6 protein-coding genes and 1 pseudogene are annotated in these 8714 nt (G+C 64.3%); 4 read left to right on the forward strand and 3 right to left on the reverse strand.

What is annotated here, in order from left to right:
• Positions 1 to 27 precede the first annotated feature (27 nt).
• Complete coding sequence (locus tag GXH28_RS10285) at positions 28 to 2139, reverse strand: AAA family ATPase (protein WP_169238938.1); 2112 nt, start codon at positions 2137 to 2139, stop codon at positions 28 to 30.
• Between GXH28_RS10285 and mazG the strand changes: the two genes are divergently transcribed.
• The 4 genes from mazG (at position 2138) to GXH28_RS10305 (ending at position 6659) form a co-directional block, all read left to right on the forward strand.
• On the forward strand, positions 2138 to 3778 hold the full coding sequence (gene mazG / locus GXH28_RS10290) for a nucleoside triphosphate pyrophosphohydrolase (RefSeq protein ID WP_240550325.1): 1641 nt from the start codon (positions 2138 to 2140) through the stop codon (positions 3776 to 3778). The two genes, GXH28_RS10285 and mazG, sit on opposite strands and share 2 nt — an antisense overlap.
• Entirely contained in the window at positions 3775 to 4608 is an 834-nt protein-coding gene (locus GXH28_RS10295; protein WP_169238940.1) for a metallophosphoesterase family protein, read from the forward strand. Before mazG ends, GXH28_RS10295 begins: the two co-directional genes overlap by 4 nt.
• 6 nt (positions 4609 to 4614) lie before the next feature.
• On the forward strand, positions 4615 to 5283 hold the full coding sequence (locus GXH28_RS10300) for an NUDIX hydrolase (RefSeq protein ID WP_169238941.1): 669 nt from the start codon (positions 4615 to 4617) through the stop codon (positions 5281 to 5283).
• Positions 5284 to 5447: 164 nt separating this feature from the next.
• A complete protein-coding gene (locus GXH28_RS10305; RefSeq protein ID WP_206156796.1) occupies positions 5448 to 6659 on the forward strand; it encodes a CAP domain-containing protein in 1212 nt (403 codons plus the stop codon).
• Positions 6660 to 6716: 57 nt separating this feature from the next.
• On the opposite strand, the gene GXH28_RS10310 is transcribed toward GXH28_RS10305, so the two are convergent.
• Positions 6717 to 8432: a PhnE/PtxC family ABC transporter permease gene (locus GXH28_RS10310; RefSeq protein WP_240550326.1), complete on the reverse strand. Its 1716-nt coding sequence runs from the start codon at positions 8430 to 8432 to the stop codon at positions 6717 to 6719.
• A pseudogene (locus GXH28_RS10315) lies at positions 8417 to 8714 on the reverse strand (phosphonate ABC transporter ATP-binding protein); the annotation flags it as partial. The gene GXH28_RS10310 and the pseudogene GXH28_RS10315, both read right to left, overlap by 16 nt.

Genomic DNA, 8714 nt, shown 5'->3' on the forward strand with positions numbered 1-8714 from the left:
TGCGAAGCGATCTGACCTCTTGAGCGTTCATTTCTGTTCGGGCGAGGGCGGCTGCTGATCCTGACCGTGGACGATCTCAGGGGTGAAATCGCCGACGCCGTTGCTGATCAACGTCGGCCCCTCGCCAGGTGGATTGTCCGCGTCTGCGCCGACGGTCGCAGGTGTGGGTTGATGCGATGCGTTGCCGTTCGACGCGCCGTTGATGATCACCACAGGCTCGTCTTCGGCGACGGGGCGATTCATCCCGTTGGCTTCGACAGTCGCCGGCACCGGCTCGTTCAACAACTGGCCGCCGCTCTTGCCGTTGCGCAACTCGGCCAGCGTCTGGGCGCGAATGGCGGCCAGCGTGCGCGGGATGATCTCCTCTTCCTTGAACGCTTCGAGGCTCTGGTTAGCCTCGATGATCTCGACGACTTCTTTGCCGTTCAAGGTGTTCCTGGCGAGGAGTTCTTCGGCGAGCGCGGTCACTTCTTTCCAGTGCCGGCGGAGCAGCTTCTCGGTCACTTGCTCCATCTGCAGCCAATATTTCTCCAGCACATCATCCTGCGCCATGGCGGAGGCCATGTTGTCGGCGCCGAACGATCCGAAGCGCATCGCCATGCGTGGGCCGAAGTAACCGTACACCGCCAGCTTCCACAGGTTGATCTGCACGTTGCGGTAGTCGCCGCCGGTGGAGGCGAACATCTCGCCGGTCAGGATCTTCTCGGCGGCGCGGCCGGCCAGCGACACGATGATCTCGTAGGCGTAGCGCATCACCGGCTCGACGTGCTGATCCACCGTGTCTACCGGCATGACGTGGCCCTGCGCGCCGCTGGAGAGCCGCACGATGGTGGCGCGGACGATCTTCTGATCGGGCATGACGTAGTATTGGGCGACGGCATGGCCGGCTTCGTGATAGGCCAGCACGCGGCGTTGAGATTCGTCCATCTCTTCCACTGGCGTCTCGATGCCGATGGTCTGCTCCATGAACGCCTTGTCAATGTCCCGTTGGCTCACCTTCTTGCGCCCGTCGAAGAACGCCAGTCGGACGGCGTCTTTGGTAATGGCACCGGCGATGTCGGCGGGGGTCATGCCGGCCGTATCGGCAACGATGGCCTCGACGTCCACCGTGTCATCGTGCTGGATCTTGCTCAAGTAGCCCTGGATGATCAGGCGGCGGCTGGCGCGGTCGGGCGGCTCGACGGCGATCTTGGTGTCCAGCCGGCCGGAGCGGGTGAGCGCCGGGTCCAGCACGTCGGGGCGGTTGGTGCTGCCCATCCACATCACGTGCCAGTTGCGCTTGGGGCGATACTCGCGGCCAAACATGCGATACACGCGCCGCCAGAATTTTTCGCTGCGCGAGGGCTGGTTCATGCCGTCCATCTGGCTAAGCAGCGTGGAGAGCGCGAACATGCCCAACCCGAAGCCGGTGAAGCTGCCGACCAGCGGCCCGCTGCCGCGCACGCCGCCGCGGTTCATGCCCACCGCGTCAATCTCATCAATGTAGGCCACGCAGGCGCCGTACTTCTTGGCCAGGTCGCGCGCCCACTTGCAGAAGCGAAGCACCTTCAGGATGTCCATGCCCCAGAACATGCCCTGGAAGCTGGTGCCCTGCGCGCTGATGAACGCCATGCCCGACTCGCCGGCGATGGCCTTGGCCAGCATCGTCTTGCCGGTGCCGGGCGGGCCGTAGAGCAGCAAGCCGCTGATGTACTTGCCGCCCATCTTCTCGAATTCCTTGCGATCGCGCAACAGACTCATCCACTGCTTCACCAGCTTGACAAGCTGCGGTTGGCCCCAGTAATCATCGAAGGTGACGGTAGTGTCGTCGCCGGGTCGGATGATCTCCACCTGGGGGCGGGAGAGGAACCAGAACAGCAAGCCGAACTGCAGCACGATGCTGAGCAGCACAGCCATGATGCGCAACGAGAGGTCAATGGCTAGCCCCACTGCGCTGAAGAACATGTTCAGCGACACGTCGTCAATGGTGGCCAGCATGTAGATCGTGACGCCCAGGCTGACCAGGATGAAGATTTTGATGAAGCTGCGGATCGCCCGGCGCAAGCGGTTCGGCCAACGGTTATAGGGGATGTCGATCTTTTTCTTTTGCTTCTTGGGTTTGGGATCGGACACACTCAGTGGGCCAGAAAGGCTCGCCATGAACGAACTCCTTAACTACTCTTCAAATTACGGCCCTTTGATTGTAGTATTGCTCCAGATCAGAACAAGCCCAATTGGTTTAGAGTTTGGTGAGAAGATCGTGATAATCTTGCTTGGCTTAGGTCCCGGAAGCGCAAACCTTCTGACGCGGGAAGCCTGGGAGGTGCTCAGCGCGGTGGAGCGTGTTTACCTGAGAACACGGCATCACCCGGCCGTCGCTGGACTACCGGCTCACCTCGCGCTACACGACTTCGACGCGCTCTACGAGAGCGCGACCGACTTCGACGATGTGTATGCCCAAATCGCTGAGGCGATCATCGCAGCGGCTCAGGCGACTTCAGGCGATGTGGTGTACGCCGTGCCGGGTCACCCCCTCGTCGGCGAGGCCAGCGTATGGCTGATCCTCCGGCGCGCCCGGCAGCTTGGCATCCTCACTCGCATCGTCGGCGGGATGAGTTTCATCGAATCCACGCTGGAAGCGTTGAGTTTAGTTCCGAGTTCGGATCACACCTCGACCGCACCGACTCGACCCTCAACCCATGACCTTCAACCCCTTTCGCTCGACCCGCTGGACGGCCTGCAAATCGGCGACGCGCTCGAAATGGCCGCGCGCCATCATCCCCCGCTGAACCCAGATCGTCCGGCGCTGATCGCCCAAATCCACTCGCGCGCCGTCGCCTCCGACGTCAAGCTCACGCTGATGAACCAGTATCCGCCGCAGCATCCCGTCTTCGTCGTTCGCGGCGCCGGCAGCGAGGGGGGAGCAGCGCTCGTTGCATCGCCTTGCCTCCTCGTCCCCCTGGCCGAGCTTGACCACGCCGAGCGCTTCGACCATCTGACGTCGCTCTACGTACCGCCGCTGCCGCGGCCGGGCGGCCTCGAATCGCTCCAGGAGACAATCGCGCACCTGCGTGCGCCGGAGGGCTGCCCGTGGGATCGCGAACAAACACACGAGTCGCTGCGCAGCACGCTGCTTGAGGAGACCTACGAGGTGTTGGCGGCTATTGACGCTGGCGACCTGGAAGCGCTCAAGGAAGAGCTGGGCGATTTGTTGCTCAACGTGGTGTTGCAGTGCCAAATTGCCACCGAAGCCGAGGAGTTTCGCATGGGCGACGTGATCGCCGAAGTGGATGCCAAGCTCCGCCGCCGGCATCCCCACGTGTTCGGCGATGTGGTCGTCAACACCGCCGAGGAGGTCATCGCCAATTGGCACGCCATCAAGCGTCAGGAGCAGGCGGCCAAGGTTGAGGCGGGCGGTTCGGCGCTGGATGGCATCGCGCCGGCGCTGCCCGCCTTAGCCCAGGCGCAGAAATTGGCCCATCGCGCGGAGAAAGCCGGCTTTCAGTGGGATGGCCACGACGATCGGCTGGCCAAGGTGCGCGAGGAGCTGGAGGAAGCGGCCAGTGCCCGCGACGACGCGCATCGTGCCGAGGAGATCGGCGACCTGCTGTTCACCATCGCCAACTGGGCTGATGGCTATGGGATTGACGCCGAGACCGCAGCGCGTGAAGCCAACCACAAGTTTGCCCGCCGGTTCCGCGCGTTGGAGCGGATCATCCGCGAGCGCGGGCTTGCGTTGAGCGCGATGGGCCAAGCCGAAATACGCGCGATCTGGCAGGAGATCAAGCAGCTAGAATGAAATTAGCCGTCCTTAGCGACATCCACGGCAACTATCCGGCGCTGCTCAACGCCGTCGAACATGTCGAGGTGTGGCGACCGGATGTGGTGGTCATCGCCGGCGACACCGTCAACCGGGGGCCTCGTTCGGCCGATTGTCTGAACCTAGTGCTGGCCAAAGCGCGCGCGGCGGGCTGGCTGATGGTCATCGGCAACCACGAGGAGTACGTGATCGCCCAGAGCAAGCCGGATTGCCCGACGGTCGGCCCCCAGGCCGAGATCCAGCGCGCCTCGCGCTGGACGTATGAGCAGTTGAATCGCGACGTATCAGCGCTGGAAGCGATGCCGTTTGCGCGCGAGCTGCCTGGGCCGGCCGGCGATGCGCGCATCACGCACGCCTCGATGCTCGGCACCCGCGATGGCGTATATCCTCAGACGACTGATGACGAACTCCCGCCCAAGCTGGGGCAGCCGCTGCCGGCGGTGTTCTGCGTCGGGCACACGCACCAGCCGCTCACGCGGACGCTGAACGGCACGCTGGTCGTCAACGCTGGCTCGGTGGGCTTGCCGTTCGACGGCGACTGGCGTTTGAGCTACGCGCAGGTGACCTGCCATAGCGGCCGTTGGCATGCCCGCATCGTGCGCTTGGCATACGACCGGCAACAGGCCGAGCGTGATTTTTACGAGACCGGTTTCCTGGATGAAGGGGGAGCGTTGGCGCGCGTGATGCTGCGCGAACTCCAAATCGCCTCGGGGTTGATCTACGGTTGGGCAAAGGAGTTCGAGCAACCGGTGCGCAGCGGGGAGATCACCCTCGAGCAGTCCGTCGAGCGCTTTCTCCGGCGATACTAGCGACGCATGACCACGACATCCGACATCTTCGTCACGGTGGACACCGTGATCTTCGCCCTCCGCGATGGCGATTTGCAAGTGCTGCTGGTGAAGCGCAAAACGCCGCCGTTCGAGGGCCGCTGGGCGATTCCGGGCGGCTTTGTGCAGCACGACGAATCGCTCGAAGACGCCGCGGCGCGCGTATTGTTCGACGAAGCCGGCGTGCGCGGCGTGCACATCGAGCAGCTCTACACCTTCGGCCGGGTGGATCGCGACCCGCGCGGGCGCATGGTGACCGTGGCGTACTTCGCGCTGGTGCCGGCGCCGCTGGCGCTGCACGCCGGCAACAGCACCAGCGATGCGCAGTGGAAGTCGGTCTATGACCTGCCGGAGATGGCCTTCGATCATGCCGAGATCGTCAACTATGCGCTGAAGCGACTGCGCTACAAGCTGGAATACACCGCGGTCGGCTTTCGGTTGCTCCCCTCGGTGTTCACCCTCAGCCAACTGCAACAGGCATACGAGACGGTCCTGGGCGAGCGGTTGGACAAGCGCAACTTCCGCCGGCGCATCCTGCAGGCGCGGGTGATCGAGGAAACCGGCATGATGCACAGCGGCGAAGGCCGCCCCGCAAAATTGTATCGCTATCGCGAAGATGCCGTGGCCGAGGTCAAGGCGCGCCGACTCTTTCCATAAGGCCCGCCGCCCCTTCCTGCAACCGTGCATGGGCCAGCGCCGATGGCCCACCGGGGTTCGGCGATTTACACAGCGCACATTACAATCAACGACGGCTCGGCTTAGCCTGATACCTTGACTGACCAGCAGCCGCATTCTTACAAACACGCAGGGGAGGAGTGCTCATGACACAGTGGGTAAGGTATGGCGCAAAGAACGTGATCGGCGCTGTGTGGCTGGTGCTCTTGTCGCTGACGTCGCACGCGCTTGATGTTGACGTTGTCATCGGCGAACCCGTGAGCATACAATACGATGCGTCCACTGCCGCCCGGCCTTTGTTCAGCGGTTGCTCGCCCATCACGGTGCCGCCGGCCAACGCTGATTTCGAGCAGCAGGTGGTCGAGCAGGTCAACGACCATCGCGCCTCAATCGGCCGACCGCGCCTCAAGCGCGTCGCATCGCTGGACTTGGCTGCCCGCTATCACGCCCACGACATGCGCGATGATGACTACTTCGCACACACTTCCTATGACCGTGTCAACGGCCAGCTCGTTGTCGCCTGCTCGACTAGGCAGCGGATTGAGGGCTTTTACCCGAACTGGAACTGGATAGGCGAGAACATCGCCGCCGGCTACTTCACCCCCAGCGAGGTGATGGAGGGCTGGCTCGACTCACCCGGCCACCGCAGCAATATCGAGTTCGCGGAGTTTTGGGAGATTGGGGTGGGCTACGCTGCGGGCGGCTCATACTATCACTACTGGGTGCAGAACTTCGGCCGCAGGCAAGACGTCTATCCGCTGGTGATTCAGCGCGAATACTCGCGCACGGCCACTCCGACCGTGTCGGTGTTCATCTACGGCAATTGGCAGCAGATGCGCCTGCGTAACGACGACGGCCCGTGGGGCACCTGGCAACCTTTCTCCAACTCGTTCACCTGGACGCTCAATTGGATTCAAGGAGTGCGCCAGGTTTGCGCGGAACTCCAATCCGGCAGCCAGACGACCACCAGTTGCGACACCATCGAATTGACCACCGGCGGGCCGGTGCTGTCGGCCCAGCCCGCCCAGGTGAACTTCGTGTATGTGCTCGCGACGGGCCAGCGCTTTCCGCAGTCCGCCCCGCTCCTGGTGACGAATGCTGGCTCGAACCAAGCGCTAAACTGGCAAGTCGGGACATCCCCACCCTGGCTCACGGTCACCCCTTCATCTGGCAGCACGCCCTACCCGAACGTCCAACTGAGCTTGCAGATGAGCCAAGTGCCAAGCGCCCCCGGCTCATATACCGGCACGCTGAAGTTGAACGCCACCAACGCCAGCACCACGGCCACGGTCAACGTAAGGCTGCGCGTGGTGAATAGCCTGCCGCACCACCGCTTCATGCCTGCGGTGCGGCGCTGACTAGCTTGTATCTGTGCGCGGGTCCGTCGGCACGGCACGTGCGGGCCGGCCGGCAACCTAGCGAAACACTCGTCGGGCCAACGTGCTCAGCCCGTCCACGACGACGGTCAGGACCAACAGCGCGATGAGCGTCGCCAGCACGCCGGCGTAATCGAAGCTGCTCAGTTGCTCGGTCAGCAACCGCCCCACGCCACCTGCGCCGACGAAGCCGACGATCACCGTCTCGCGCATCGCGATCTCCCAGCGATAAAAGATATAGGCCAGGGCCTGGGGCAGGGTGATGGGCAAGAGGCCGTAGAGAAAAGCCTGGGCGGGCGGGGCGCCGGCGCTTTTCAGCGCGCGCGAGGGCCGCGCATCGGCGTTCTCTACCGCTTCGGCGATCAGCCGGCCGAGGATGCCCAGATTGTGCACGGCAATCGCCAACGCACCGGGCAGCGGGCCAGGGAAGATCACGAACAAGATCAGCAATGCCCACACTGGGGCCGGGATGGCGCGGCAGTGCAGCAGCACAAAGCGCGCGACGCTGTAAACTAGCCAGGCGCTGCGCGTCCGGCGGGCCGGCCGGGCCGCCACGTAGGCCAGCCCCAAGCCAAACCCGCCCGCCACCGCGATGGCAACCACCGACATCGCCAGCGTCTGCGCCGACAGGCCTAGCAGCGTCCCCACAACCGCTAGCGAGAGGTCGGGCGGGATCATCTGGTCGAACAAATCGGCGAGGAGCATGCCCGTGCGCGGCGCAAAGAGCTTGCCAAAATCGGGCCGGATATACCCCACCGACAGCGGCACGAGCAACGCAGCGACGGCCAGCAAAGCGAGCAGTGCGCGCGAGGCAGGCGTAGCGCGCGCGCGGGCAGCCGCCGCCGTCGCGCAGTCGGCGGCCATGTCCACCGCCAGCCGCGCAGGTGCGCCGAGCGCTTGGCGGATGCGCGCGCTGAGCCAATCGGTCAGTCCACTCAGACCCAGCAGCGCCGCCATCAACGTCCACATCTCGTCATAGCGCAACGATTGCAGGCTGAGGAGGATCTGGTAGCCCAGCCCGCCGGCGCCGATCAACCCCAGCACGGTGGCCGAGCGAATGGCGCACTCCAAACGGTAGAACGCGTATGAGAGCAGGTTGGGCAAGGCGCGCGGCAGCACGCCGTAGAGCATGGCCTGCGCCGGCGTTGCTCCGCTGTTGAGCAGGGCCGCCAAGGCGTCGCGCGGTATCTCGTCTATGATCTCTGAGAACACTTTGGCGGTGATCGCCCCAAACGGAATGCCCAACGCCAAGATCGCCACCAGCGGGTCGAGGCCGAGGATGCGCACCAGGAACAGGCCCCAGATCGCTTCGTGAATCGCGCGCGGCACGGCCAACGCGCCGCGCGCGATCAACCAGGGCGAGTCGAGGGTTGTGGTCGGCGATCGGCGATAAGGGCGACGCGCCAGCCACCACACCTCCGAGGAGAGCAAGCCGCCGACGAAGCCGATGACCAAGCTGAGCGCCAGCCCGCTGATGGCGTAGGCGAAGGTCACCAGCGTCGCCTGGAGCGTGAGCGCCAGAAAATCCGGGCTGAGTTCCGGGCGAAGCGCCGCTGCAAAGAACTGCCCCACCAGCGCCCACCCGCCGGCGTTGATCAGGTTGCCGCGAAACAGGCCAACCTGGATCGCCGACCCGACGATGGCCAGCAGCGTCACAAGCGCGACCAATCGCCCGCCGCGCAAGAGGCTGTGCCAGGCCGGGCGGGTCGCCATCATCAGATCGGCCGCGCGTGAGGAATTCAGAGATGTGCGCATGACTCAATGCGATACAGCGCGTCTAGCATGGCCGGCGTAACCTGGCCAACCGGCAGGTCGAACAGCACGCGGCCTTCGCGCAGGCCGATGATGCGATCGCAGTGGCTATAGGCGTACTCCAGCGCATGCAGGCTGACGACCAGCGTTTTGTCGAGCCGGTCGCACAGCTCGCGCAGCAAGGTCATGATCTCGCGGCTGCGTTCGGGGTCTATGCTGGAGATCGGCTCGTCGGCCAGGATGGCGACCGGGTCTTGCACCAGTACGCGGGCGATGGCCACGCGC

Source organism: Candidatus Roseilinea sp. NK_OTU-006 (assembly GCF_012931985.1).
In the GTDB taxonomy this organism is placed as follows: Bacteria; Chloroflexota; Anaerolineae; order J036; family Brachytrichaceae; genus JAAFGM01.

What these genes read in the sequence shown, in the direction of transcription:
- GXH28_RS10310 (WP_240550326.1), bottom strand. Translation starts at nt 8,432, where the DNA reads ATGCGCACATCTCTGAATTCCTCACGCGCGGCCGATCTGATGATGGCG.
- mazG (WP_240550325.1), top strand. Translation starts at nt 2,138, where the DNA reads ATGAACGAACTCCTTAACTACTCTTCAAATTACGGCCCTTTGATTGTA.
- GXH28_RS10300 (WP_169238941.1), top strand. Translation starts at nt 4,615, where the DNA reads ATGACCACGACATCCGACATCTTCGTCACGGTGGACACCGTGATCTTC.
- GXH28_RS10305 (WP_206156796.1), top strand. Translation starts at nt 5,448, where the DNA reads ATGACACAGTGGGTAAGGTATGGCGCAAAGAACGTGATCGGCGCTGTG.
- GXH28_RS10295 (WP_169238940.1), top strand. Translation starts at nt 3,775, where the DNA reads ATGAAATTAGCCGTCCTTAGCGACATCCACGGCAACTATCCGGCGCTG.
- GXH28_RS10285 (WP_169238938.1), bottom strand. Translation starts at nt 2,139, where the DNA reads ATGGCGAGCCTTTCTGGCCCACTGAGTGTGTCCGATCCCAAACCCAAG.